Source organism: Nocardia sp. NPDC004068, from assembly GCF_042874315.1.
Lineage (GTDB): Bacteria > Actinomycetota > Actinomycetes > Mycobacteriales > Mycobacteriaceae > Nocardia.
Genome location: NZ_JBIAMW010000001.1, coordinates 46,030 through 71,889 on the forward strand (window position 1 = coordinate 46,030; position 25,860 = coordinate 71,889).

Sequence of the window (25,860 nt, forward strand, 5' to 3'; positions counted from 1 at the left end):
TGGGAGACTCGTGGACGATGCTCACCTATCTCCAAGCGATCGTGATCGGGGCGCTCCAGGGCGTCACCGAGTTGTTCCCCATCTCGAGCCTCGGCCATTCGGTGCTGGTGCCCGCGTGGATCGGCGGTTCGTGGGGGACGCTGGTCACCCAGGGCGACTCCGACAACGGGACCCCGTACCTGGCGTTCGTGGTGGCCCTGCACGTGGCCACCGCGCTCGCGTTGCTCGGCTACTACTGGCGGGACTGGGTCGATATCGTCACCGGCTTCGTCACCACCCTGCGCACCCGGCGCGTCGAGACCCCCGCGCAGCGGCTGGCCTGGCTGATCGTGCTGGCCACCATTCCGGTGGGCGCGCTCGGTTTGGTGCTGGAACACCCCTTGCGGATCCTGTTCGCGACACCGCTGTTCGCGGGAATCTTCCTCGCGCTCAACGGCGTCGTGCTCGTCATCGGCGAGGGCCTCAAGCGCCGCAACGGCCCCACCCTCGCCGACTACGGCCGCCGCTTCGCCGAACAGGAGCAGGGCGCGACGACCACGACCGAGCACACCCGCCTGGCCGCGGACGAACGCCTCGCCGCGCTGAGCGTCAAGGACGCGCTCGGCATCGGCCTGGCCCAATCCGGTGCGCTGCTGGCCGGATTCAGCCGCTCGGGCCTGACCATGGTCGGCGGTCTGCTGCGCGGACTCGATCACGAGGACACCGCGAAATTCGCCTTCCTGCTCGCCACCCCGGTGATCCTCGCGGCCGGTGTGCTGAAACTGCCCGAGCTGTTCGGCCCGGCGGGCGCGCACATCCACGGCCAGGCCCTCGTCGGCGCGATCGTCGCGGGAGTGTGCGCGTGGCTCGCGGTGCGCTTCCTGGAGCGGTTCTTCCGGACCCGCACACTGCTGCCGTTCGCCCTGTACTGCCTGGTCGCCGGGCTCGTCTCCGTCATCCGGTTCGCCTAGGGGTTCGCCGTGCCCATCACCGTTCTGATCGCCGACGACCAGGCGATGGTCCGGCAGGGTTTCGGGGCCCTGCTCGCCGCGCAGCCCGACATCAGCGTGGTCGGCGACGCCGCCAACGGGAAGATCGCCGTGGCCGAGGCGAAGCGGCTGCGTCCCGATGTGGTCCTGATGGATGTGCGCATGCCGGAGCTGAACGGACTCGACGCCGCCCGCGCCATCCTCGCCGCCGGATTCGATCCGCCCGTGCGGGTGCTGATGCTCACCACCTTCGACATCGACGACTACGTCTACGAGGCATTGAGCCTGGGCGCCAGCGGTTTTCTGCTCAAGGACGCGCCCGCCGACGAACTCGTGCGCGCCGTGCGCGTGGTCGCCGAGGGGCAGGCCCTGCTCGCGCCGACCGTGACCCGCCGCCTCATCGCCGATGTGATGAGCCGCCGCACCCGCCCCAAACCCACCGCGGCCCTGGACGCGCTCACCCCGCGCGAACGCGAGGTGCTCGAACTCGTCGCGCGCGGCATGTCCAACACCGAGATCGCCGAGGCGCTGTTCGTCGCCGAACAGACCGTGAAAACCCATGTCTCCAAGGTGTTCTCGAAACTGGATCTGCGCGATCGCGCGCAGGCGGTGGTGCTGGCCTACGAATCCGGACTGGTCACCCCGGGATGATCGAACAGCTCGGGTAGGATCGCGGAACTCGGCTCGAGAAAGGGGAACGCAGGGTGTTGAACACCGGTGACGTGTTCGCCGGCTTCACCATCGAGCGGCTGCTCGGCCAGGGTGGCATGGGCTCGGTGTACCTGGCGCGCCACCCGCGACTGCCCCGGCTGACGGCCTTGAAGCTGCTGAACCGGGAATTGTTCGCCGACCCCGAGATTCGGGCCCGCTTCGAACGCGAGGCCGACCTGGCCGCCCGCCTCGACCACCCCAATATCGTGGCCGTCTACGACCGCGGCGTCGAGGACGACCAGCTGTGGATCAGCATGCAGTACGTCGACGGCGTGGACGCGGCGAGCGTGAATCCGTACACGATGCCCCCCGAACGCGCCGTGCAGATCGTCGAAGGTGTCGCCGCCGCACTGGATTACGCGCACAGCAACGGTGTGCTGCACCGCGATGTGAAACCCGCCAACATCCTGCTGGCCCGCTCCGGCGCGGGCAAGGGCGAACGGGTGTTCCTGTCCGACTTCGGAATCGCCCGGCTGCGTGAGGATTCCACGCATCTGACCCAGGCGGGCATGTTCACCGCGACCCTGGCCTACGCCTCGCCGGAACAGATGACCGGCGCGGCCCTGGACCAACGCTCGGACCAGTACTCGCTCGGCTGTGCGCTGTACTGGATGCTCACCGGCGTGGGAGTGTTCGATTCGGACAATCCGGAGGAGGTCATCCACGGCCACCTCCAGTTACCGGTGCCGCCCGCGAGCGCGCGACGGCCCGGCTTGTCACCCGCCGTGGACGCGGTCGTCGCCCGCGCGATGGCCAAGCGGCCGATCGACCGCTTCGCCACCTGTTCGGATTTCGCGGCGGCGGCCAAACGCGCGTTGGCGGCCCCGGCCGTGCCCCTACCCCAGCCCGCCCCGCTCCCGCCGCAGGGGCTGCCGCCCATCGTGGCGCCCGGCCCGCCGCCGGTGCACACCGCGTTGTTCTCCCCTGGCGCGCAATCGTTTTCGCCGTCCTCGGAGGCGACGGTCAACCTCCGCCCGCCGGTGCCACCCATGCCGATGAACCCGGTCGCCCCGGCGGGTTTCGCCTCCGGCCCCATGCCCGCCCCGCCGCCCATGGGCGCGCCCCAGCCCACGCCCGGCTATTCCCCCGGCTTCACCCCCGCGCCGCCCCAGCGTCGCTCGGGTCCGCCGCTCGGATTGATCGTCGCGGTCGCGGTGCTCGCGGTGGTGGTTCTGGTGGTGCTCGCGGTGGCGGTGCTGGGCGCTACGGCCTGAGTCGCGGACCTCACCCGAAGAACGCCGCCGCCTCCCCATATCGGTTGTTGGGCACCAACTTCAGCTGTTTCGTCGCCTCCGACAACGGCACCAGATCGATCTCGGTCCCGTGCAGCGCCACCATCTGGCCGAACTGTCCGTCGTGCACCGCCTCCGCCGCGTGCACGCCGAACCGGGTGGCCAGCACGCGGTCGAAGGCCGTGGGTTTGCCGCCGCGCTGGACGTGGCCGAGGACCGTGGTGCGGACCTCCTTGCCGATGCGGCGTTCGATCTCCACGCCGAGTTGGTGGGCGACGCCGGTGAAGCGTTCGTGGCCGTATTCGTCGACGCCGCCCTCGCGCAGGGTGAACGAGCCCGCGGCGGGTTTGGCGCCCTCGGCGACCACGCAGATGAAGTGCGAATCACCACGCTGGAAGCGACGTTTGATCATCGTGCAGACCTCGTCGACGTCGAACGGGACCTCCGGGACCAGGGTGAGGTGCGCGCCCGAGGCGATGCCGCAGTTGATCGCGATCCAGCCCGCGTGGCGGCCCATCACCTCGACCAGCATGACGCGCTGATGCGACTCCGCGGTGGTGTGCAGGCGGTCGATGGCGTCGGTGGCGATGCTGACCGCGGTGTCGTGGCCGAAGGTGGTGTCGGTGCGGTCGATGTCGTTGTCGATGGTCTTGGGCACCCCGACCACGGGGACGCCCTCGTCGGCCAGCCAGCTCGCGGCCGTCAGCGTGCCCTCGCCGCCGATCGGGATCAACGCGTCGATGCCGTTGTCGTCGAGGGTCTGCTTGATCCGAGGGAGTCCGTCGCGCAGCACGTCGGGATTGGTGCGCGCGGTGCCGAGCATGGTGCCGCCCTTGGTGAGCAGCCGGTCGGTGCGATCGTCGTTGTGGATGTGGACCTTGCGGTCCTCGAGTAGGCCGCGCCAGCCGTCCTGGAAACCGACGATCGCGTCGCCGTAGCGGCCGTTCGCGGTGCGAACGACGGCCCGGATGACCGCGTTCAAGCCTGGGCAGTCCCCGCCTCCGGTCAAGACTCCGATGCGCATACGCCCAATCTTGCCGGGCGCGCGCCGGAACCGCAGCCCCACCCCCTGTGAACCTTCGGTAACCTCACCTGCTCGTCGGGCAGTGCCCGCCCGGCAGCTCGTCCAGATGCTTGTCGATCAAGGTCGCGAGCTTGTTCAGAATCGTGGTGCCGTCCTCGAACGTGCCCGAATTCGCCTGCGCCGCGAGCGCGATGGCGACCTTCCCGGCGGGCACCGTCACGACCCCGAACTGCCGCACGACATAGTTGCCGCTGGCGTCGGGACCCCAGCCGCCCTTGTACTCGGCGTCCTCCAGCTTGCCCAGGCCCCACTGCTGGCCCCAGACCACCTTGCCCATCAGGTCGGTGACCGAGTCGGCGTCGGGCAGGCAGGGCAGATGCGAGGCGAAGCGGGCCTGATCGGCGAGGGACCATTCGGCCTGGCCGAACGACGAGTAGTCCGAGCGCACCCGGTTCGGCGGCACCTTCGTGCTGGTGTCCCCGCCCTCGCGCAGCACCGCCTCGAGGGCCTTGGCCGCGGTGTCGGGGGTGCCCAGGCCCTGCCACAGCCCGTCGGCGGCGGAGTTGTCGGACTCGGTGATGGCCGCCGACATCTGATAGGTGCTGGTGTTGCCGTTGGAGCGCAGCACGGCCAGGGTCAGCGGCACCTTCATCGTCGACCAGGCCGGACCGGTGGTCCAATCGCCCATCGACGACACCCGCTCGCCGCCGACCGCGGCGATCGCCAGCCCGACCCGCCCACCGAGCGTGGGCGCGGTCTCGGCGAACTCGGCGGCCAGCGAACCCGGGAGCGCGACCACCGCGCCCGTGACCACCGCCGAGGGCCGCGAAATCGTCTCGGCGGGACCGGCATCCGACGGCGAGGAGCAGGCCGAGGTCCCGGCCGCGAGCGCCAGGCCGCCGAGGGCGGCGACCAGCCACATCCGAAACAGCTTCGCACTCCGGCTGTTCGGCCACCGTCGCGGTGCCTTCACCCGCTCACCTCCAAATCCCGGGGTGGCGCGTATCGTGCCATCCACTGGTCGGGAAATTCTTCGCCTCACCCAGCGTAGGGTCAAATACCGTGACCTGGGGTGTCACATATGTGACGGAATCGGTGTCACCGCTTGCACTCTCCGCCGCCCAGTTCGTAGACGTGTTTGGCCAGCAGCGCGGCCAGCTGGTCGAGCATGGCGGTGGCGTCGTCGTAGCTGCCCGAATCCGGTTGCGCCGCAAGGGCGACCGCGATCTGCCCGGTCCAGGTGGGGACGAGCCCGAACTGGCGCACGAGGTACGCGCCGGTGTCGTCGTCGGGGCCCCAGCCGCCCTTGAACTCCGCGCCGACGAACGCGCCGAGACCCCAGCTCTGGCTCGAGGTGATCTCGCCCATCAGGTTGACCACGCGCGCCGCGTTCTTCAGGCACGGCAGCCGCGAGGCGAATCGCACCTGATCGACCAGCGGCCACACGGTCGCGCCGAAGGCCAGCGGGTCGTCGAGCGTCTCGCGCGCCTCGGGGTTGGTGCGGTCCGCGACCACGGTTGTGGTGTCACCGCCTTCGCGCAGAATCGCCTCCACGGCCTCGGCCGCGCGGTCGCCGCCGCCGAGCGCGTCCCAGAGCTGTTGTGCCGCATCGTTGTCCGAGGCGGTGATCGCGGCCTCGGCGGTCTGGGCCAGCCCGACCGGGTCCTGGCGCAGCGCCGCCAGCGCCAACGGCACCTTGATCGTGGACCAGGCGATGCCGGTGGTCCAGTTGCCGAGCGTGATCGCGCGATCGCCGCCGACCGGCATGACCGCCAGGCCCACCGAACCGTGCAGATCCTGCTGCAACGCGGCGAAGTCGGCGGCCAGGGTCGCCGAGGGGGTCAGGCTCCCGGCGGCGGGTTTGAGCGTCGCGTTACCGGCGGCGATGGGTGAGACCAGTACGTTCTCATCGGAGGAGGGAACTCCGGCGTAGGCGGTGCAGCCCGTGACGGCGAGTGCGGTGACCAGCGAAAGCGACCATCGAAAACCCTTGCGGCGGAGCGGCTTCACGTCAATAGACATACACCACCGCGTTTTCGCCACCCGTACAGGTGACCACCTGTCCGGTACCCGTGCAGGTCATCGTGTACGAGCGCCCGGTGACGGGGCTGATCGCCACCACCGAGGTGGACCCCGTCGACCCCGCGGCCTGGGTGGTGGCCGACTGCGGTTCCAGCGCCTGCACGTACGCCTTGCGGACCGCCTCGGCGAAGCCGCACGAGGTGACCGCGGTTCCGGTGGCGGACTTGCCGAATCGGCCCGTGGTCGAACCCGCCGGGCACGCGGTCGCGCCGACGGGCAGCGCGGCCGTGCTCGGGGTGGTGGTGGCCGCGCCGGTGGTGCCGCTCGGCCGCGGCGCCGGGGCGGTGCTCGCGACGCCGGGGAGCGATTCGGTCGCGGCGGTCGTGCCTCCCGCGACGGTGGGGGTGTTGTCCGGCTGCCGCGCCAGCTCCCAGCCCACGGCGGCGACGACCGCCGCCAGGACCACGCCCGTCACACCGAGCGCGATCGGGATCGCGATGGAGTGTTTGCGGTCCTCGGGCTCGGGCTCGGCGTATGCCGGTGCGGGCGGGTCGTATTCGTAGTCGTCGGCCTCGCGTCGGTCGTCGTAGTAGTAGTAGTCGTCCGGCCGGTCCTCCCACGAATCGTCCGTGCTGCCCGGCGCGTACTGGTGCAGCGGGGTGAACTGGAAATCGTCCTCCCGCGCCCGCGTGGCGTCGTCCTCCCGGATCGGCGGCAGATCACTCGTGGTGTCGGCATTGGGATCCACGGGCGGAACGGCCCGGAAGGCCCCCGACGGCAGGAACGCCGTCTCCGAATCCGCCGTCGACGGCCGCCCCGTCCCCAACCCTGTTCCCATCACCACGGTCGGCGACCCCCCGGCGAAACCCGGCTCCGGCGAAGGACTTTCGTCCACCGGGTAGCCCTCGGCCGCCGGAGCCAGGAAGGGGACGTCCGGCTCTCGAGGTGGGGTGACCGCCGGGGGGAATCCACCTTCCGGATCCCCGGGCGGGGTGGCCACTGCCGGGAACCGCATGGCCGGGTCGCCGGGCGGGGTGGCCGCTGACGGGAATCGATCTTCCGGGTCGCCGGGCGCGGAGGACGCTCCCGGGAACGGGGCGTCCGTTGCGGGGAACGGGGTGTCCGGCTCCGGGGGTGGCGGCATCGGGGCGCGCGGGGGTATCTGGGCCGGGATCGTCGGGCCTTCGGGGCCGAAGGGCTGGAAGGTGGTCGGTTCGGCTGGCCGGAACGCCGGGGGGTTGTCGTCGACGGGGTAGCGCGTGGTCGGATCGGCTCCGACCGTCTCGTGCGGGGCCGGATCCTCGGAATGGCTTGGGGCCGAGGCGGTTTCGTCGCGGTACCGCTCGGACTCGGGTGCCTGGGGTGCGGGGTCGGGCTCCGGGTCGGTGGCGAACCGGGCGAAACTCGGCTCCGGATCGGGGACGGATATGGCGATCGGGGGCGCGCCGAGCAGGGATTTGGCCCAGCGCGGGCGGGATTCGGGGTCGGCGGCCGAGGCGGCGACGGCGGTCTCGGAGGGCGTGCGGTCACCGGGCAGGCCCAGCGCGCCCCGGGCGGCCCCGGCGAACTCGCCCGCGCTGCCGAATCGGTCCGCGGGGGATTTGGCCATGGCGTGCGCGATGACGGCGTCCAGCGCCGCGGGCACGTCGGCGCGGTTCAGGCTCGCGCGCGGCGGCGGTTCGGACAGGTGCGAGCGGACCAGCCCGCTGACGCTCTGCACCGGGAACGGCGTTGCCCCCGTGAGACATTCGTGCAGCACACAGGCCAGCGAGTAGAGATCGGCGCGACCGGTGACGGGTCCGGCGTCGAACCGCTCCGGGGCCATGTAGGTGTAGGACCCGATGGCCGTGCCCACCAACGTGATCCCGGTGTCGCCCTCGCTGCGGGCGATGCCGAAGTCGACGAGATAGGCGAAATCGTCGTCGGTGACGATGATGTTGGCGGGCTTCACGTCCCGATGCACCAGCCCCGCGGCGTGCGCGGCGTCCAGCGCCGAGGCCACCTGCTCGATGATCGACACCGCGCGCACCGGATCCAGCGGACCCTCCTCGCGCAGCAGCGTGCGCAGATTGCGCCCCCGCACCAACTCCATGTCGAGGAAGAGCATCCCGCGGATCTCGCCCGAGTCGTGGATGCGCACCACGTGCGGATCACGCAACGCGGCCGCGGCGCGCGACTCGCGGCGGAAGCGCTCCTGATACGTCGGATCCTGCGCGAGCAGCTCCGACAGCAGCTTCAGGGCGACCACCCGGTCCTTGGTCGTGTCGTACGCCTCGTAGACCTCGCCCATGCCGCCTCTGCCCAGCAGCGAGCGCAGCTCGTAAGGCCCGAATCTGCTACCGACCCGGGATCGCGGTGCGTCCACCCGTGAAACCTCCATCACTGGGCAGGGTGCGAAACCCGTGCCCGGCGACGCACCGGGGTTTCCTGCCCCTCTTAGAGTGCCGATTCTCCCGGCGCGACCACGCCGTGGTCAAACGCGAACACGATCGCCGCGGCCCGATCTCGTAACCCCAGCTTCCCGAAAATGTGTCCTACGTGGCTCTTTACGGTCACTTCGGAGATTCCGAGTTCCGCGGCGATTTCCGCGTTGACACGCCCGCGACCGATCAGTTTCAGCACCTCGAACTCCCGCGCGGTCAGCTCGTCCAGTCGGGACGGGGCGCGGACGGGAGCGGGACGGACCGAGCGATAGGCCGACAGCACCCGCCCGGTTACCGACGGATCGAGCCAGGATCCGCCACCGGCCACTGTGCGCACCGCGCGGATGAGATCCTCGGCGGGGGAGTCCTTCAGGATGAATCCCGCGGCCCCCGCCCGCAGCGCCCCCGACAGCAGCTGATCGTCGTCGAAGGTGGTGAGCACCAGCACCGGCGGCGCGTCCGCGCGGGCGCGCAGGGCCCGGGTCGCGTCGATGCCGCCCACCCGTTTCATCCGCAGATCCATCAGCACCACATCGGGCGGCTGGGCGGCGACGGCCGCGGCCACCTCGTCGCCGTCGGCGCATTCGGTCACCACGAATCCGTCCCGGCGGCGCAGGATTCGGCGCAGCCCGCCGCGCACCAACTCCTGATCGTCGACGACCAGCACGGTGACCGTGTCCTCCGCCACGGCCGGCGTCTGCCCCGGGATCACATGCCCTCCTGACGTTTTCGTGTCATCGACGCGATGGCCTCGCGCACCGCCCGCAACGGGTCCTCCTGCCCGGTGAGCAGGCAGACCAGACCGGATCGGGGGGTGTCGATCGGGATGTGCGCGCGCACCCACCAGCGGTCGTCCTCCGGTCCGGCGGACAGCGTGCCGCCGATCACCGCGGCGCGGTGCGACATTCCCGAGATGCCCATGCCCCGGCCCCGCCGCGCGGGCAGACCCTCGGGCAGGGTGTTGGACACCGTCACCCGCGCGTCGCCCGGGGTGATCTCGATCCGCAGCGTCACCTCGGCGCCGGGCGCGTGCTTGGCGACATTGGCCAGCGATTCCTGCACGATCCGGAACAACGCCAAACCCGTTGTCGCCGAGATGGTTTCGGTGTCACCGGTGAGCCGGAAGTCGATCGCCAGCCCGGCGCGCACGAAATCGTCCACCAGATCGGCGAAGTCGCCCAACCCCGGTTCCGGCCGAATGTTGGCGGGCCCCTGATCGAGCAGCCCGACCGTGCGCCGGATATCGGCCATGGCCTGCCGCCCGAGCCGCTCGGCGTCGCTGAGCGCGTCCACGGCCTCGTCGACGTCGCGGTCGGTCTGCAAGGCGTGCCGCGCGGCGGTCAGATGCAGCAGTGTGATGCTCAGCGAATGCGCGATGACGTCGTGCACCTCGCGCGCGATCCGGCGGCGCTCCTCGCTGGCGGCCTGCGTCGCGCGGATCTCCTGGTTCTCCCGCTCCTGGTACAGCGACCGGCGCTGCTGCTGCAACATCAGCCCCGCCATCCAGCCGAGCACGATGGCCGTGAGGTACATCGGCAGCCCGCGGTCGACGTCGCCGATGAGGTTGAACACCAACACCTCTCCGAGGCAGACCAGCGTGTACCCGAAACTCACCAGCCGGCGCGGAATGATCGCCGCCAGCTCGCCCGCCGACACCGTCAACACCAGCGACGAACAGTCGGGATACACCGGCTGCGCGAGGAACAGACCCGTCCCCGCGAGTGCGACCGTCGCGAAGATGGCCGGGGTCGGCTTCACGTCGAACAGGAAGAACACCGGATACACGATCACCAGCAGCACCACCGCCAGGATCGGCAGCACCGACGGGAAGTACTCGTGCCGCAGCGCCGCCGCCGCGATCGCCGTGAACACCACCGCAATATCGGCGACCACGATGACCGAGGGCGGATAGTCGTACCCCTGTTGTTCGACCGCGCGGCGGAACGCCCCCACCGGATCGCTGAAGAACTCCGCGACGCGATCGCGAATGCGTCCGGGGCGCCCGGTCGACACGGCGCTGGTCTCCATCGCCCCAGGTTAGCCGCCGCGCCGAGCCCGCGACATCGTTCCGCGAGCGGGCGCGTCCTCCTACTCCGGTAGGAGCTCGAGTCTCGTCCCCGGCACGACGTATCCGCCCCGGGACCTCCGTAGCGTGAACGGTGACAGTGCCCGGCACCGGACCCGGGCACCCGACGGAGGAGCTGGGGCGATGTCGTGGACCGATCTGCACGCTCGAACCGAAATCCTGCACGAGGTACTCGCCCGGGCGACCGCTGATCCGGCGCATCCGGGACTGTTCCACGATCTACCCGACCGCGACCGCCTCTTCGGCGGTCCGGAGGGCGTACTGGCCGCGCTGCAATATCAGTGGGACAACCACCTGCGCGCCAAGCTCGACCAGGACATGACCGTACCCGAGGCGTACCTGGAGCTCGCCGCCGAACAACCGGTGCTGCGCGCGCTGCTCGACTCCCAGGACGTCCGGCGCTGGCAGGACAGCCGCGTGCTCGCGCGCTGACATTCGAGGAGAGGGGTGGGGACCGGGTGCTGGAACTGCGCGGCGTCGTCCGGGAGTACCGGGTCGGCGGACAACGGGTACGGGCCCTGGACGGGATCGACCTGAGCATCGAGGCGGGGGAGTTCACCGCGATCGTCGGGCCGTCCGGGTCCGGCAAGAGCACACTGCTGCATCTGCTCGGCGCGCTGGACTCGCCGGATTCGGGCTCGATCACCTTCCGGGGTGAGGAGATCGGCGGTCTCGACGACGACCGCCAATCCGAATTCCGAAGGCATCGGGTGGGTTTCGTCTTCCAGTTCTTCAATCTGCTGCCGACGCTGTCGGCGTGGGAGAACGTGGCGATCCCGAAACTGTTGGACGGCAAGAGTTTACGCGCCGCCAAACCCCGCGCGCTGGAGCTGCTGCGGCTGGTCGGGCTCGCCGAGCGCGCCGAGCACCGGCCCGCGGAGCTGTCCGGTGGGCAGATGCAGCGGGTCGCGGTCGCGCGGGCGCTGATCATGGATCCGCCGCTGATCCTGGCCGACGAACCCACCGGCAACCTCGACTCCAAGACCGGAGCGGCGATCCTCGCGCTGCTCGGGGAGATCACCGCGGCAGGCAACTCGGTCGTCATGGTCACCCACGACATGGGCGCCGCGCAATACTGCGACCGGGTGATCACATTGCGGGACGGGCGAATCGGATCGATCATCGCCGGGGAGCACGCCCGCGCGGCGGCGGTGCGCGGGTGATCGCCGCATGGGATCGGTTGCGGTTGTTCAACATCGGTGAGCTGCTGGCTCATCGCGGCCGTACGCTGTTGTCGCTGGCCGTCATGGCCGTATCGGCGGGGCTGCTGGTGTCGACGCTGAGCATCTCCGCATCCGTCACCGGTTCGGTGGACCGGCTCACCCGGGGGCTCGGCGGGAAGGCGACCCTCGAGGTCACCGGCATCACCGACGCGGGCTTCGATCAGTCTCTGCTGCAATCGATTCGGTCGGTTCCCGGCGTGGCGGCGGCGGTGCCGATGCTGCGGGTGCGCATCGGCGCGGACGCGGACCGGGCGCTGCTGGTGGGGGCGGACGCGTCGGTCTCGGCGCTGGGCGGCGTCCTGGACGGGCCGCTGCGCGACCAGGCCGCCAAGCTGCTGACCACGCCGCACGGCGTGCTGGTGGGCGCGGCCACGGGACATCATGCGGGCGAACGGTTCCGGATCGGGGCGAGCACGGTCACCGTCGCGGCGGTGCTCGACGACGCCGTGTCCGCGCGGCTGAACCAGGGGCACATCGTGATCGCGCCGCTGCCGGTGGCGCAGGAGATCGCCGGGCGCGCCGGGCAACTCGACTCGATCGAGATCGTGCCCGCCGCCGACGCCGACGCGGCGCGGTTGCGTGCGGCGCTCACCGCCGTCGTGGACGGGCGCGCCGTCGTCGCCGATCCGAGCCTGCGCACCGCGCAGGCGGGCGGCGCGGTGGAGCTGGTGCGGTATTCGACGATCATGGCCTCGGCCGCGGCGCTGATCGTGTCGGGGTTTCTGATCTACAACGCGATGAGTATGGCCGTGGCGCAACGCCGTCCGGTGCTGTCGTTGCTGCGCGCGATCGGCGGCCGCCGCCGGGCCATGGTGCGGGATCTGATCCTCGAGGCGGCGCTGCTCGGACTGCTCGGCGGGCTCGCCGGGGCGGTGGTCGGAATGCTGCTGGGGCGCAATGCGATCGGGGCGCTGCCGTCGGCGATCGTGCAGTCGGTGGACGCGCGGCCGGAATATCTCGTGCCCGGTTACGCGATTCCGGTGGCCGTGGCCGCCTGCGTCGCGGCCAGCGTGGGGGCCGCGGCCGTGGCCGCGCGGCAGGTATACCGGGTCGCGCCCATCGAAGCGCTTGCGCCCGTGGGGGTTTCGCGAGCCGACGCGGCGAGTCCGGTGCTGCGGTGGGTCGCGGTGGTGCTGGGGCTCGGGTTGACGGCGGTCTCGATCGTGTTGGCGCGGGCCGATATCGGGCGGTACTCCCTCGCGTCCATCTCGCTGTCCATCACCGCCTCGGTGCTGTTGTGCTTCGCGCTGACCACGCCCGTCGTGCGGGCGGTGGCGGCGGTGTCGCGCCGGTTCGGCGCGCCCGGCGTGTTGGGGGCCACCACGGTCGAACGCGCGCCGCGGCGAGTGTGGGCGACGACCATGACGGTCATGATCGGCATCACCGCGGTCGTCGCCATGGGCACCGCGTCGAAGAACCTCGCCGATTCCGCCGGGGCCAGCTTCGAAAACCTCGGCCGCACCGATGTTTTCGTGCGGGCGACGTCCTGGAACGAATTCCCGACCGGGCCGATCCTGCCCGCCGACGTGCGCGACCGGGTCGCCGCCGTGCCGGGCGTGGCGGGGGTGAGCGGCGCGCAGATGGCCTTCGCCACGCTCGGCGGCGGGCGGGTCTTGTTGCAGGGCTATCCCGACGAGGAGCGGGCGTATCCCGTGGCGCTGGACGCGCGGGTACGGGAGCGGCTGGTGAATGGTACGGGCGTGGTGATCTCGCGCGACATCGCCCGGGCCCGGGCCGTGCGCGTGGGCGACTCACTGGAGCTGCCCACTCCCACGGGTGTTCGGAAAGTCGAAGTGCTGCAAGTCATTCCATATTTCTCGGCGATCGCCGGGGTGGTGCTGTTGAATCTCGACGTCATGCGGCAGTGGTACCAGCGGCCGGGGGAGACCGTGCTGTCGGTCGATCTCGCGCCCGGCGCGGACTCGGGCGCGGTGCTGGCCGCGATCCGCGCGGTCGTGCCGCCGGAGACGCACGTCGACCGGGGGAGCGACGCGGTGGCCGCGGTGTCGGGCGGCGTGCGGCAGGGCACGGCGTTGAGCGGGTCGATCCTGTGGATCGTGGTGCTGGTGTCGACCGTGGCGCTGCTCAACACCCTCATGCTGTCGGTGCTCGAACGCCGCCGCGAGCTCGGCGTGCTGCGCGCGATGGGGACCAGCAGGCGCTTCCTGTTGCGGACCGTGCTCGCCGAGGTGACCGGGATCGGCGTGGTCGGCGCGGCGCTCGGGCTCGGCGTCGGCGCGGCCGTGCACTATCTGGCGACCGTCGCGCTCGGGCACGCCACGAGCATCGACGTCGCCTACCACGCCGGACCGATGCTGCTCGGGTACGCCGCGGCCGCCCTCGTGCTGGCATTACTGGGTTCGATACCGCCCGCGCTCCGGGCCGCGCGGCTGCCGATCGTGGAGGCGATCGCCGCGGACTGACCGGAGGCGACTATCGTTCACCCATGGCCGATTTCGCGATCCGTGATCTGCCCGTGGATGTCGTCGACACCATGCGCAAGCGAGCCCGTGCCGCCGAGCTCTCGCTCGACGACTACCTCCGCCAGGAGCTGATCACCTCCTCCTACCGCAACTCCTACCTCGACGTCATCCTGGCGTTCCAGGAAGCGCAGGAACGCAATCCGGACCACGAGGTGGACAAGAAGGCGGTGGTGGAGGCGGCCCGGTTCGCGCGCGGGGACTAGGGGACCGCCTCGCCGGGCGGGACCGTGCGCCGGGACGTCGGTGCGGACTCATAGACTATCCGCTATGAGCGCGCCCACCGTGGACTTGATGGACTATGCCGATGTCGTCGACCGGTTCGAGCCGGTGCTGGGCATGGAGGTGCACGTCGAACTCGGCACGCGGACGAAGATGTTCTGCGGCTGTCCCACCGCGTTCGGCGCCGAACCCAACACCCAGGTCTGCCCGGTCTGCCTGGGCCTGCCCGGTTCGCTGCCGGTGGTGAACCGGCAGGCCGTCGAGTCGGCCGTGCGCATCGGGCTCGCGCTCAACTGCTCGATCACCCCGTGGGGCCGGTTCGCGCGCAAGAACTACTTCTACCCCGACCAGCCGAAGAACTACCAGATCAGCCAGTACGACGAGCCGATCGCCCACGACGGTCACCTCGATGTGCTGCTCGACGACGGCAGCACCTTCCGCGTCGAGATCGAGCGCGCCCACATGGAGGAGGACACGGGCAAGTCCACCCACGTCGGCGGTTCCACCGGCCGCATCCACGGCGCCAGCCACTCGCTGCTCGACTACAACCGCGCGGGCGTGCCGCTCATCGAGATCGTCACCAAACCCATCACCGGCGCGGGCGAGCGCGCCCCCGAGGTGGCCCGCGCCTACGTCACCGCCCTGCGCGATCTGCTGAAGTCCCTCGACGTCTCCGACGTCAAGATGGAACAGGGCTCGCTGCGCTGCGACGCCAACGTCTCGCTGATGCCCAAGGGCGCCAAGGAGTTCGGCACCCGCACCGAGACCAAGAACGTCAACTCCCTGCGCAGCGTCGAGGTCGCGGTCCGCTACGAGATGCGCCGCCAGGCCGCGGTCCTCGCCACCGGCGGCACCGTCGTCCAGGAGACCCGCCACTTCCACGAGTCCGACGGCAGCACCTCCCCCGGCCGCCGCAAGGAGACCGCCGAGGACTACCGCTACTTCCCCGAACCGGACCTCGAGCCCATCGCCCCCGACCCCGCCTGGGTCGACGAACTGCGCGGCACGATCCCCGAATACCCCTGGCTCCGCCGCGCCCGCATCCAAGCCGAGTGGGCCCTGTCCGACGAGGTCTTCCGCGACCTCGTCAACGCGGGCGCCCTCGACCTCATCATCGCCACGGTCGACGCGGGCACCTCGGTCGACGCCGCCCGCTCCTGGTGGGTCAACTACCTCACCGAGAAGGCAAAGGAACGCGAGGTCCCCCTCGACGAACTCCCCATCACCCCCACCCAGGTGGCCGAGGTGGTCGCCCTGGTCGACGCCAAAACCATCAACAGCAAGGTGGCCCGCCAGGTCGTCGACCACGTCCTCGCCGGCGAAGGCGACCCGGCCGAAATCGTCGAATCCAAGGGCCTCGGCATGGTCTCCGACGACTCCGCCCTCCAATCCGAGGTGGACAAGGCCCTGGCCGCCAACCCCGACATCGCCGAGAAGATCCGCTCCGGAAAGGTCCAGGCCGCAGGCAAAATCGTGGGTGATGTCATGAAAGCCACCCGCGGCCAAGCGGATGCCGCCCGGGTCCGAGAGCTGGTCCTGGCCGCCTGCAACGCCTGACTCCCGGCCCACCGCCTCCAGATAGCCGACAACCTCCAGGCAAGGCAACCCCCAGGTACGGCAACCCAGCCGCACCCTTTATTTGAATTCGCACCCTTTGTAGGGCTATGCAAGGGGTGCGGATCCGAATAAAGGGTGCGGCTGGGTCCGTTGGCCTGGGGTTGGGTTGGCGACCGAGGGCTTCGGTCTTGGATCTGGGACTGGTTGTGGCTCAGGAAGTTTCGGGGGACGGCCCCGGTGGGGATTCGCCGGGGCCGTCTGGCGGCGGCCGTTAATCCGGGCCGCCGCCCGCGCCGCCCTTCGGGGGCGGGATGCGGACCACTCGGTCGTCGAAGGGGCCCGGCTGGCCGGATTTGTTGGTGGTGCCGACCCAGACGAAGCCGTCGGGGCTGAGGGAGGCGCCGTTGAGGGCGCCGTACTTGTCCTGGACGGCCATTGCGGGGTTGGTGGTGACCGCGTGGGTGTTGGGGTCGGCGTCGGCGAAGGCGAGGGCCTTGGCGTTGTTCATGGCGATGGCCACGCCGTCGACGGCGGCCGCGCAGCCCGCGACGCCGGGGTGGTCGGGCCAGGTCCAGGCGGTGGTCACGGTGCCGTCGGCGGCCACGCGTTGTAGGCGGTCCTCGGTGGCCGTGCGGTCGGTGAACCAGATGCTGTCCTTGTGGTCGGGGCAGACCCCGCCCGCCGTGCCGACTCCGGTCGCGAGCACCTGCGGGTTCGCGTTGCCCGGGGCCGGATTATCGATGCGGAGCAGCTTGCCCGCCAGGGAACCGCGGTCCGCCGCCGAGCCAGGATTCCCGGCGTCACCGGTCAGCACGACCATCTGGGTCGGCGAGACGAATTCGATCGCGCCGTGATTTCCGTTGGGGCCCTTGGGAATTCCGGTGAGGATCGGCTTCGGCGCACCGCCCTGTCCGATCCGCACCACCCGGTTGTCGCTGGGCGTGGTGAGGTAGGCGTAGATCAGCCCGTCCTCCTGATACGTCGGCGACAGCACGACATCGCTGAGCCCGCCGTCGCCCGACGCGTCCACGTCCACCCGGGCCACCTCGACCGGTTCCGGCGGCGCCTGATCGGGGGGCACGACCGTCACCTTGAGGATGCGGCCCGTCACGCGCTCGGTGACCAGACCCTGCTGACCGTCCGGCAACACCGTCAGCCCGCCCGTCGTGTCCAGGCACGAGACCACCACGGCCGGATCGGGATCGATGCACGGCCCCTCGGGCCGTTTGGCCGTCGGCGGCGGGGTCTTCGGCGCGCTGGTCGGGCCCATGCCCTCGGGATGCACGGTCGGCGCGGGACTGAACGGCTTGGACGGGGAGTCGTCCAAGCGAGCACAGCCGGTGAGCAGCCCACCGGTGACGGCCACGACCGACGCGATACGGCCCGCGACAACCCAACTCATGGCTCAGACGTTACCGCCCGCGCCGACCGCCGTGGACACGCCGCCGCTTCGGGGCGCGATCCCGCCCGCCGCGCCCTACGCTGACCTCGTGACCGACAAGCCGAACGAAACACCGGAATCGACACCGGCTCACCCTGCCGCCAGCTCCGGTCAGACGGCCGCCAGCCCCTATGACAACCCCACCGGCGAACTGCCGATCCAGGGCCAGCGGACCGAGCACCACGTGCCGCGCACCGACGACGAACTCGGCCTCGATCCGCAGGTGCCGCCCGCGGGCCAACCACGGCCCGAGTCCGGGACCGCACCGAACTACGCCTTCGCCACCATTCCGCCCGCACCCCCGGCCGGAGCCGAGACCACCCGGCTGCGCCGCCGCGGCGAATATAAGCGCGGCACACTGGATCTCGGCCTGCTGGGCCTGCGGCTGGTGCTCGGTCTCACGTTCCTCTACCACGGCATGCAGAAGCTGACGGGCTGGTTCCACGGCCCCGGCCTGGATGGCACCCGCTCGATGCTCGAGCACGGCGGCTGGAAGTACATCGACCTGTCCGCGGCCATGCTGACCGTCTCCGAGGTCGGCGGCGGCGCGCTCATCGTCCTCGGCCTGGCCACCCCGTTGGCCGCCGGCGCGGTCCTCGCCTCGATCCTCGACGCCTGGCTCTGGAAACAGAGCATGGCCCCCGGATTCCAGTACAAGACGGTCGAACTGGAGTCCATCCTCGTCGGCCTCGCCGCCGTCCTGATCCTCACCGGCCCCGGCCGCCTCTCCCTCGACCGAGCCCGAGGCTGGGCCACCCGCCCCGCCTGGGGCTCCTTCGCCATCCTCATCCTCGCCGTCCTGGCCGCCGCGGGCGCCTACGCAGTCCTCCACGGCGGCAACCCCTTCCAGTGACCGGCAACCCAGCCGCACCCCTTATCCAAATCCGCACCCATTGCAAGGCCCTGCAAAGGGTGCGGATCCCAATAAAGGGTGCGGCTGGGTTGCCGAGCCTGGGGGTTGGCGGCCACCTCTGGGGTAGTACACCTCAAAGCCGAAGCAGCCCAGCCGCACTCCTTATTGGGATCCGCACCCCTTGTGGAGCCCTGCAAGGGGTGCGGATTCGAATAAAGGGTGCGGCTGGGTTGGTGTACCTGGGGGTTGTGGGGCATGGAAACCGCGGAGGCCGGAACTCGACGAGTTCCGGCCTCTGGGGGGTCAGGGGACCCGGCGGACGGCTCCCTTGTCGGCGGAGGTGGCCAATGCCGCGTACGCGCGCAATGCCGTGGTCACCGGACGATCCCGATGCGCGGGCTGCCACGGACGCTCCGAAGCCTCCATCTTGGCTCGGCGCTCGGCCAGCACCTCGTCGGGGACCAGCAGTTCCAAAGCGCGGGTGTGCACATCGACGCGGATCCGGTCGCCGTTCTCGACCAGGCCGATGACACCGCCGCTGGCCGCCTCGGGGGAGATGTGACCGATCGACAGGCCGGACGTGCCGCCCGAGAACCGCCCATCGGTGATCAGCGCGCACACCTTGCCCAGACCCGCGCCCTTCAGAAATGCCGTGGGGTGCAACATCTCCTGCATACCCGGCCCGCCCGACGGGCCCTCGTACCGGACCACGATCACATCCCCGGGCTTGATCTGCTTGCCGAGGATCTTCGAGACCGCCTCCTCCTGGGACTCGACCACCACGGCCGGGCCCTCGAAGGTGAACAGATCCTCATCGATCCCCGCGGTCTTCAGGATCGCGCCGTCGGGCGCGATATTGCCGCGCAGCACGCACAGCCCGCCCTCGACGGTGTAGGCGTGCTCGAGGTCGCGGATGCAGCCGCCCGCCGCGTCGGTGTCCAGCGACGACCACCGGTTCTCCGTCGAGAACGGTTCGGTGGTGCGCACCCCGCCGGGCGCGGCGTGGAACAGCTCGAGCGCCTCCTCGGAGGCCTTGCCGGAGCGGATGTCCCAGGTGTCGAGCCACTCGTCGAAATCGCGCGTGTGCACGGTCGACACATCGCTCTCCAGCAGACCGGCGCGGCGCAACTCGCCGAGGATGGCGGGGATGCCGCCCGCCCGGTGCACGTCCTCCATGTGGTAGTCGGAGTTCGGCGACACCTTCGACAGGCACGGCACCCGACGCGAGATCTCGTCGATGGTCTCGAGGGAGAAGTCGACCTCGCCCTCCTGCGCGGCGGCGAGGGTGTGCAGCACGGTGTTGGTGGAACCGCCCATCGCCACGTCCAACGCCATCGCGTTGCGGAAGGCCTTCTCGTTGGCGATGTTTCGCGGCAGCACCGAGGCGTCGTCCTCGCGGTACCAGCGGTTGGCGATGTCGACGACCGTGCTGCCCGCCTTCTGGAACAGCGCCCGGCGCGCGGCGTGGGTGGCCAGCGTGGAGCCGTTGCCCGGCAGCGCCAGGCCCAGCGCCTCGGTGAGGCAGTTCATCGAGTTCGCGGTGAACATGCCCGAACACGACCCGCACGTCGGGCACGCGCTGCGCTCGACCTCGGTCAGGCCGTCGTCGGTGACCTCGCTCGACGCGCTCGCGGAGATCGCGGTGATCAGATCGGTCGGCGCCTGCGCGACACCGCCGACCACGACCGCCTTACCGGCCTCCATCGGGCCGCCGGAGACGAACACGGTCGGGATGTTGAGCCGCATGGCGGCGTTCAACATGCCGGGGGTGATCTTGTCGCAGTTGGAGATGCACACCAGCGCGTCGGCGGTGTGCGCGTTGACCATGTACTCCACCGAATCGGCGATGATCTCGCGGCTGGGCAGCGAGTAGAGCATGCCGCCGTGGCCCATCGCGATGCCGTCGTCGACGGCGATGGTGTGGAACTCGCGCGGCACGCCGCCCGCGGCCCGCACGGCCTCGGCCACGATCTCGCCGACGTTCTTCAGATGCACGTGCCCCGGAACGAACTGCGTATACGAATTCGCAATGGCGACAATCGGTTTGCCGAAGTCGGAGTCGGTGAGGCCGGTGGCTCGCCAGAGCGCGCGGGCGCCCGCGGCGTTGCGTCCGGCGGTCGTGGTGCGGGAACGAAGCGGTGGCATGGGTATTGGTCCTCGTGTGGTCGGCTCGGGCCGTCGGCTCGCTGCGCGTCGTCGGGGCTGTTCGGCGACCGGAACGCAGGATCGCGGCGGCTACTCAACGTTACTCCCGCTGAGAACGGCGAATGCGCCTGGTGGGCGCGGCGGGCCGGAGCGGAAGCGGACTCGCGGTGACAAGGTCAGCACCGAGACCGCCGTATTTGTTCCCGACGGGGTGCGCACTTTCGAGGCTACCGCGCGGCGTCGCCCTCCGCGGCCTCGCCTTCCCCGGCATCACCCTGCGCAACCTCGCCCCGGTCCCGCGCATCCTTCTCGTCCGCCGCGGCCTCCGCCGCCCCGAACAGATCCGGAATCCGCCCACCCGACGCCTCGATCAACGTCCGCAACCGGTCGTACCCCACCGCGGGCAGCGCCACCTCGGAGTCGTCCACCAGATGCGCCCGCACGAATCCGCGCTTGGGGATGCGGAACCCCTTGATCTGCTCCCAGTCCACGTGCCGCGACCCGAACACGGTCCGCAGATCGAGCCCGTCGGCCGACACCGTCGTGCGCGTGCGCTCGACCCAGATCGCCGCCGCGAGCGGAATCACGAACAGCACCCACAGCACCTGAGGCCATCCGAAGAACGCGAACGCGACACAGAACAGCAGGACGAACACCCCGAGATGCGCGAGCCGGGGGATCCTGATCACCCGACCCAGGTCCGATCCCGTCGCGGCGGTATGGGACGATCGAGCAGGTGGCACGGACCGATGCGGCGATGGCATACATCCATCCTCGCATCACGGTAGACAGACCAAGGTAACCGCCCCGTCTCACATGATGGGACCTGAATGTCAAAATATTTGACGAATCGGTTCACGCGCGCTTACCGTCGTCGGCGTGAATCGAATCGGGCTTCTCGTAATCGGCCGGCGCGTCCAGCGCTGAGCCTGACGACTCCAGTCGACTACGTCAAGCTCGCAGCTGCGACGCGCCACCCTCGATCAGCCACCGGCTGTCGGGGGCTTTTTTGTGTTCAGGCAAGTTCTCACGAACTGGAACGACAAGCAGTAAGGAAAAGACGGTGAGCGCACCTACCGCCCGGCCCGGGCCCTCGGCCCGCAGGCCTGCGCCTTCGGCCAACCAGCCGGCATCCCCGGCTGCCGCCGCGTCCCCGAACCGCCGCCAGGTCCCGCCCGAGCGGGTCACCGGCGCGCAGTCGGTCGTCCGGTCCCTCGAGGAGCTGGGCGTGGATACGGTCTTCGGCATTCCGGGCGGTGCGATCCTTCCCGTCTACGATCCGCTCTTCGACTCGACCAAGGTGCGTCACGTCCTCGTCCGGCACGAGCAGGGCGGCGGGCACGCCGCCACCGGCTACGCCCAGGCAACCGGCCGCGTCGGTGTGTGCATGGCCACCTCCGGCCCGGGCGCGACCAATCTGGTGACCCCGATCGCCGACGCCCAGATGGATTCGGTGCCGCTGGTGGCCATCACCGGACAGGTCGGTCGCGGCCTGATCGGCACCGACGCCTTCCAGGAGGCGGACATCTCGGGCATCACCATGCCGGTCACCAAGCACAACTTCCTGGTCAACGACGCCCTCGACATCCCACGCGTGATCGCCGAGGCGTTCCACCTGGCCGCCACCGGACGTCCGGGCGCGGTGCTGGTCGACATCCCCAAGGACGTCTTACAGGCCCAGACCACCTTCAGCTGGCCCCCGGAGCTGCGCCTGCCCGGCTACCGTCCCGTGACCAAGCCGCACGGCAAGCAGGTGCGCGAGGCCGCCCGCATGATCCTCGAATCGAAGTCGCCGGTGCTCTACGTCGGCGGCGGCGTCATCAAGGCCGAGGCGTCCGCGGAACTGCTGGAACTGGCCGAGCTGACCGGCATCCCGGTCGTCACCACCCTGATGGCCCGCGGCGCGTTCCCCGACAGCCACCCGCTCAACATGGGCATGCCTGGTATGCACGGCACCGTGGGAGCCGTTGCGGCACTGCAACGTTCGGATCTGCTGATCACCCTGGGCGCCCGGTTCGACGACCGGGTGACCGGCAAGCTGGAGTCCTTCGCCCCCAACGCCAAGGTCATCCACGCCGACATCGACCCGGCCGAGATCGGCAAGAACCGCCACGCCGACGTGCCGATCGTGGGCGACTGCCGCGAGGTCATCAGCGAGCTGACCGAGACGCTGAAGAACGACCCGGCAGCGAAAGGCACACCCCTGCTGGACCTTTCGAAGTGGTGGGCCTATCTCGAGGACGTCCGCGAGCGTTACCCGCTGGGCTGGACCCCGTCGAGCGACGGCTCGCTGTCCCCGGAGTTCGTCATCGAGAAGCTGGGCCAGCTCGCCGGACCCGACGCGATCTACTGCGCGGGCGTGGGCCAGCACCAGATGTGGGCGGCGCAGTTCATCAAGTACGAGAAGCCGCGCACCTGGCTGAACTCCGGCGGTCTGGGCACCATGGGCTACGCCGTCCCGGCGGCCATGGGCGCCAAGATGGGCGCGCCCGACAAAGAGGTGTGGGCCATCGACGGCGACGGCTGCTTCCAGATGACCAACCAGGAGCTGGCCACCTGCGCGGTGGAGGGCGTGCCGATCAAGGTCGCGCTGATCAACAACGGCAACCTCGGCATGGTCCGGCAGTGGCAGACCCTGTTCTACGAGGAGCGCTACTCCAACACCGACCTCGGCACGCACACCCTGCGCATCCCCGACTTCGTGAAACTCGCGGAAGCGTTGGGCTGCCACGGGATTCGCGTGGAGAAGGAGGAGGAGGTCGAGGCCGCGATCCGCGAGGCGCAGTCGATCACCGACCGGCCCGTGGTGATCGATTTCATCGTCGGCAAGGACGCGCAGGTGTGGCCGATGGTCGCCGCCGGCACCTCGAACGACGAGATCATGGCCGCCCGCGGCATCCGCCCGCTGTTCGACGACGACGAATCGGCCGCCGAGCCCGCGGTCATCCACGAGGCCATGGCGCACGAGCGTTCGCAGAAGGGGATCGACGCAGAATGAGCACCACCCACACCCTGAGCGTGCTCGTGGAGGACAAGCCCGGCGTGCTCGCGCGCGTGGCGAGCCTGTTCTCCCGGCGGGGCTTCAACATCGAATCGCTCGCGGTCGGCGGCACCGAGGTCAAGGACATCTCCCGCATGACCATCGTCGTGACCGTCGAGGACCTGCCGCTCGAGCAGGTCACCAAGCAGCTGAACAAGCTGGTCAACGTCATCAAGATCGTCGAGCAGGACGCCGACAGCTCGGTGGCCCGCGAACTGATCCTGGTGAAGGTGCGCGCCGACGCCAGCGTGCGCACCCAGGTGATCGAAACGGTGAACCTGTTCCGGGCCAAGGTCATCGACGTCTCGCCCGACGCGCTCACCATCGAGGCGACCGGCACCCGGTCCAAGCTCGACGCGCTGCTGCGGATGCTGGAGCCCTACGGGATCCGGGAGATCGTGCAGTCGGGTGTCGTGGCCGTCGGCCGAGGCCCCAAATCGATCACGGCGACGCGATAGATTGGACGCGATCGACGGTCGGCATCGGACGCTCCCCGCTCGCGCGGGGCTCCGATGGATATCGAATTGAACCGCGCAGCAGCGCATTTCATTTCCCCGCAGCAACGGGGATGATCCTGAAGGGACACAACAACAGTGGCAGTCGAGATGTTCTACGACGACGACGCCGACCTGTCGATCATCCAAGGTCGCAAGGTCGCCGTCATCGGGTACGGCTCCCAGGGGCACGCGCACTCGCTGAGCCTGCGTGACTCGGGCGTCGAGGTCCGCATCGGCCTCAAGGAGGGCTCGAAGTCGCGGGAGAAGGCCGAGGAGGCCGGTCTGACCGTGGGCACCCCGGCCGAGGTCTCGGCCTGGGCCGACGTCATCATGCTGCTCGCGCCCGACACCGCGCAGGCCGGGATCTTCACCGCCGACATCGAGCCCAACCTCTCCGACGGCGACGCGCTGTTCTTCGGCCACGGCCTCAACATCCACTTCGGCCTGATCAAGCCCCCCGCCAACGTCACCATCGGCATGGTCGCCCCCAAGGGCCCCGGCCACCTGGTGCGCCGCCAGTTCGTCGACGGCAAGGGCGTTCCCGCGCTCATCGCCGTCGAGCAGGACCCCAAGGGCGAGGGCCAGGCCCTGGCGCTGTCCTACGCCAAGGGCATCGGCGGCACCCGCGCGGGCGTCATCAAGACCACGTTCAAGGAGGAGACCGAGACCGACCTGTTCGGCGAGCAGGCCGTCCTCTGCGGCGGCACCGAGGAACTGGTCAAGACCGGTTTCGAGGTCATGGTCGAGGCGGGCTACGCCCCCGAGATGGCCTACTTCGAGGTCCTGCACGAGCTCAAGCTCATCGTCGACCTCATGTACGAGGGCGGCATCGCCCGCATGAACTACTCGGTCTCCGACACCGCCGAATTCGGCGGCTACCTCTCCGGCCCTCGAGTCATCGACGCCGACACCAAGAAGCGCATGCAGGACATCCTCCGCGACATCCAGGACGGCACCTTCGTCAAGCGCCTCGTCGCCAACGTCGAGGGCGGCAACAAGGAACTGGAATCGCTGCGCAAGCAGAACGCGGAGCATCCGATCGAGGTTACGGGGAAGAAGCTGCGTGGGTTGATGAGCTGGGTGGATCGGCCCATCACCGAGACGGCGTAAACCCCTGCGTCCCAAGGACGTTGACGGCCCGGCATCCTCTGGACGCCGGGCCGTCCCGCTCATTGAGACGATTTGATCTCATTCCTTTCTTCCACCCGGGCATATGACCAGTTGTGCGTTTAAGCTACGGCGCATGATCCGCAAGTCTCTCGCTATCGCGGCGTTGGCCGGGGCCGCCGTGGTGCCCGGAACCGCGCACGCCGACGTCTCGCCCGCCGAATCCGCCGCGCGCGCCTACATCGACGCGCTGTTGTCGCACAACTCGTCCAACGTTCCGTTCGCGCCCTTCACTCGGCGGGTGGAGAACGGTGTGCCTACCGGTTTCACCGCCCTGGATCTACACCTTCAGCTGGATTACGGCCCGCAGTATCGGATCATCACGGCCATCCGCGACCTCACCGTCACCGCGAACGGCGACCATGTCGACGCGCACTACAACCTGGACACCGGCCTGTTCGGCGTGCCGCTGACGTCGGTGCACGTGGACGAGAGCTTCGAGGTCCCCAACGGGCAGATCACCGAGATCAACGCCAACTTCGGCTGATTCCGGACAGCACGACGGCCCGATGCCGGCTCGGTGGCATCGGGCCGTCGTGCTGTCCGGAATCGGCACTGATGCCGCTGCAAGCATTTCGCGCGCGGAGAGGGGGTGGTGCACGCGAGCCGGAATCATCGAATCCCCGAAACACACGGGTGCGGCCGAGCGATAGGGCCGGCATAGACGGAATGCATGTAGAGCGAGGCGAAGGCCGAGACTGACCGGTTCGATACGAGGCGGCGTGCGCCTCTTTTCTCGTTCTGTCCGCGTTTGACATGATTGTGTGTA

The 25,860-nt window shown here is 69.8% G+C and carries 22 protein-coding genes; 13 read left to right on the top strand and 9 right to left on the bottom strand.

Going from position 1 to position 25,860, the window contains the following annotated elements; all coding sequences use genetic code 11:
- Positions 1–17: 17 nt before the first annotated feature.
- The 3 genes from ACFYTQ_RS00255 to ACFYTQ_RS00265 are packed head-to-tail and all read left to right on the top strand — an operon-like array spanning position 18 to position 2,893.
- Entirely contained in the window at positions 18–950 is a 933-nt protein-coding gene (locus ACFYTQ_RS00255; RefSeq protein ID WP_387355720.1) for an undecaprenyl-diphosphate phosphatase, read from the top strand.
- A gap of 9 nt (positions 951–959) precedes the next feature.
- The gene (locus tag ACFYTQ_RS00260) at positions 960–1,619 is read left to right on the top strand and encodes a response regulator (RefSeq protein WP_387355722.1); all 660 of its coding nucleotides are present in this window, start codon (positions 960–962) and stop codon (positions 1,617–1,619) included.
- 53 nt (positions 1,620–1,672) lie between these two features.
- Positions 1,673–2,893 (top strand): serine/threonine-protein kinase, encoded by a 1,221-nt coding sequence (locus tag ACFYTQ_RS00265; protein WP_387355724.1) that lies wholly within the window; start codon positions 1,673–1,675, stop codon positions 2,891–2,893.
- 10 nt (positions 2,894–2,903) lie between these two features.
- Here ACFYTQ_RS00265 and ACFYTQ_RS00270 read toward each other — a convergent pair whose 3' ends face one another.
- The 6 genes from ACFYTQ_RS00270 to ACFYTQ_RS00295 form a co-directional block, all read right to left on the bottom strand.
- The gene (locus ACFYTQ_RS00270) at positions 2,904–3,935 is read right to left on the bottom strand and encodes an ATP-dependent 6-phosphofructokinase (RefSeq protein WP_387355726.1); all 1,032 of its coding nucleotides are present in this window, start codon (positions 3,933–3,935) and stop codon (positions 2,904–2,906) included.
- A 64-nt stretch (positions 3,936–3,999) separates the two neighbouring features.
- Complete coding sequence (locus tag ACFYTQ_RS00275) at positions 4,000–4,908, bottom strand: hypothetical protein (RefSeq protein ID WP_387355728.1); 909 nt, start codon at positions 4,906–4,908, stop codon at positions 4,000–4,002.
- Positions 4,909–5,033: 125 nt separating this feature from the next.
- Positions 5,034–5,957: a hypothetical protein gene (locus ACFYTQ_RS00280; RefSeq protein WP_387355730.1), complete on the bottom strand. Its 924-nt coding sequence runs from the start codon at positions 5,955–5,957 to the stop codon at positions 5,034–5,036.
- On the bottom strand, positions 5,947–8,322 hold the full coding sequence (locus tag ACFYTQ_RS00285; RefSeq protein ID WP_387355732.1) for a protein kinase: 2,376 nt from the start codon (positions 8,320–8,322) through the stop codon (positions 5,947–5,949). The genes ACFYTQ_RS00280 and ACFYTQ_RS00285 overlap by 11 nt, the downstream gene beginning before the upstream one ends.
- Before the next feature lie 71 nt (positions 8,323–8,393).
- On the bottom strand, positions 8,394–9,047 hold the full coding sequence (locus ACFYTQ_RS00290; protein ID WP_387356942.1) for a response regulator: 654 nt from the start codon (positions 9,045–9,047) through the stop codon (positions 8,394–8,396).
- Positions 9,048–9,088: 41 nt separating this feature from the next.
- Complete coding sequence (locus ACFYTQ_RS00295) at positions 9,089–10,408, bottom strand: sensor histidine kinase (RefSeq protein WP_387355734.1); 1,320 nt, start codon at positions 10,406–10,408, stop codon at positions 9,089–9,091.
- A gap of 181 nt (positions 10,409–10,589) precedes the next feature.
- Here ACFYTQ_RS00295 and ACFYTQ_RS00300 point away from each other — a divergent pair, with 181 nt between their 5' ends.
- From ACFYTQ_RS00300 to gatB, 5 genes are all read left to right on the top strand, one after another.
- Positions 10,590–10,898 carry a hypothetical protein gene (locus tag ACFYTQ_RS00300; RefSeq protein WP_387355736.1) on the top strand — a complete coding sequence of 103 codons (309 nt, stop codon included), beginning with the start codon at positions 10,590–10,592 and terminating at the stop codon, positions 10,896–10,898.
- Between the two features lie 26 nt (positions 10,899–10,924).
- Positions 10,925–11,629 (top strand): ABC transporter ATP-binding protein, encoded by a 705-nt coding sequence (locus ACFYTQ_RS00305; RefSeq protein ID WP_387355738.1) that lies wholly within the window; start codon positions 10,925–10,927, stop codon positions 11,627–11,629.
- Entirely contained in the window at positions 11,626–14,112 is a 2,487-nt protein-coding gene (locus tag ACFYTQ_RS00310; protein ID WP_387355740.1) for an FtsX-like permease family protein, read from the top strand. The genes ACFYTQ_RS00305 and ACFYTQ_RS00310 overlap by 4 nt, the downstream gene beginning before the upstream one ends.
- 23 nt (positions 14,113–14,135) lie before the next feature.
- Positions 14,136–14,375, top strand: coding sequence for a hypothetical protein (locus ACFYTQ_RS00315; protein WP_387355742.1), 240 nt, complete (start codon positions 14,136–14,138; stop codon positions 14,373–14,375).
- Between the two features lie 64 nt (positions 14,376–14,439).
- Positions 14,440–15,948, top strand: coding sequence for an Asp-tRNA(Asn)/Glu-tRNA(Gln) amidotransferase subunit GatB (gatB, locus tag ACFYTQ_RS00320; RefSeq protein WP_387355744.1), 1,509 nt, complete (start codon positions 14,440–14,442; stop codon positions 15,946–15,948).
- 271 nt (positions 15,949–16,219) lie between these two features.
- Here gatB and ACFYTQ_RS00325 read toward each other — a convergent pair whose 3' ends face one another.
- Positions 16,220–17,350 carry a PQQ-dependent sugar dehydrogenase gene (locus ACFYTQ_RS00325; RefSeq protein ID WP_387355746.1) on the bottom strand — a complete coding sequence of 377 codons (1,131 nt, stop codon included), beginning with the start codon at positions 17,348–17,350 and terminating at the stop codon, positions 16,220–16,222.
- 88 nt (positions 17,351–17,438) lie between these two features.
- Between ACFYTQ_RS00325 and ACFYTQ_RS00330 the strand changes: the two genes are divergently transcribed.
- Positions 17,439–18,242 (top strand): DoxX family membrane protein, encoded by an 804-nt coding sequence (locus tag ACFYTQ_RS00330; protein WP_387355748.1) that lies wholly within the window; start codon positions 17,439–17,441, stop codon positions 18,240–18,242.
- A 303-nt stretch (positions 18,243–18,545) separates the two neighbouring features.
- Here ACFYTQ_RS00330 and ilvD read toward each other — a convergent pair whose 3' ends face one another.
- The gene (ilvD, locus tag ACFYTQ_RS00335; RefSeq protein WP_387355750.1) at positions 18,546–20,387 is read right to left on the bottom strand and encodes a dihydroxy-acid dehydratase; all 1,842 of its coding nucleotides are present in this window, start codon (positions 20,385–20,387) and stop codon (positions 18,546–18,548) included.
- A 227-nt stretch (positions 20,388–20,614) separates the two neighbouring features.
- A complete protein-coding gene (locus ACFYTQ_RS00340; protein ID WP_387355752.1) occupies positions 20,615–21,076 on the bottom strand; it encodes a PH domain-containing protein in 462 nt (153 codons plus the stop codon).
- Between the two features lie 374 nt (positions 21,077–21,450).
- Here ACFYTQ_RS00340 and ACFYTQ_RS00345 point away from each other — a divergent pair, with 374 nt between their 5' ends.
- The 4 genes from ACFYTQ_RS00345 (at position 21,451) to ACFYTQ_RS00360 (ending at position 25,578) form a co-directional block, all read left to right on the top strand.
- Positions 21,451–23,385 (top strand): acetolactate synthase large subunit, encoded by a 1,935-nt coding sequence (locus tag ACFYTQ_RS00345; RefSeq protein ID WP_387355754.1) that lies wholly within the window; start codon positions 21,451–21,453, stop codon positions 23,383–23,385.
- Positions 23,382–23,885, top strand: coding sequence for an acetolactate synthase small subunit (gene ilvN / locus ACFYTQ_RS00350; protein WP_387355756.1), 504 nt, complete (start codon positions 23,382–23,384; stop codon positions 23,883–23,885). The genes ACFYTQ_RS00345 and ilvN overlap by 4 nt, the downstream gene beginning before the upstream one ends.
- A 147-nt stretch (positions 23,886–24,032) precedes the next feature.
- On the top strand, positions 24,033–25,034 hold the full coding sequence (ilvC, locus tag ACFYTQ_RS00355) for a ketol-acid reductoisomerase (protein ID WP_387356944.1): 1,002 nt from the start codon (positions 24,033–24,035) through the stop codon (positions 25,032–25,034).
- A gap of 133 nt (positions 25,035–25,167) precedes the next feature.
- A complete protein-coding gene (locus ACFYTQ_RS00360) occupies positions 25,168–25,578 on the top strand; it encodes a hypothetical protein (RefSeq protein ID WP_387355758.1) in 411 nt (136 codons plus the stop codon).
- Positions 25,579–25,860: the final 282 nt, after the last annotated feature.